This is a genomic window from Salinimicrobium oceani, assembly GCF_012037645.1.
The window spans coordinates 1-310 of sequence record NZ_JAAVJR010001431.1 but is presented as its reverse complement, the minus strand read 5'-3'; the positions used below and the strand labels follow the sequence as shown (position 1 = coordinate 310).

The 310-nt window shown below is 36.5% G+C and carries 1 pseudogene; it reads left to right on the top strand.

The window, feature by feature from the left end:
* Nucleotides 1-91: 91 nt before the first annotated feature.
* A pseudogene (locus tag HC175_RS22515) lies at nt 92-310 on the top strand (relaxase/mobilization nuclease domain-containing protein); the annotation flags it as partial.

Sequence of the window (310 nt, the reverse complement as noted above, 5' to 3'; positions counted from 1 at the left end):
GCAGCATGTTTAAAAATCGAGATCCTCAGCTAGCTGCCACCGTGAAAAATCTGACTGAAGAAATAAGAACCCACTTAAAAAACTTTAGAAAATGATTGGGAAGGGACACTCCATATCTCGTACAAGAGAATCTATAGCATATGGATGGAATCAGTATAAAGATGCAGAAGTAGTTCATAAAGAATTTTTGTCAGGAGATACACCGCAGGATATAGCCGAAGAATTTAAAATCATACAGTCAAAAAATGACAGATGCATTAATAACACCTTAAGCTTTGTAGTAAGTCCGACCATAGAAGACGGGAAAAAA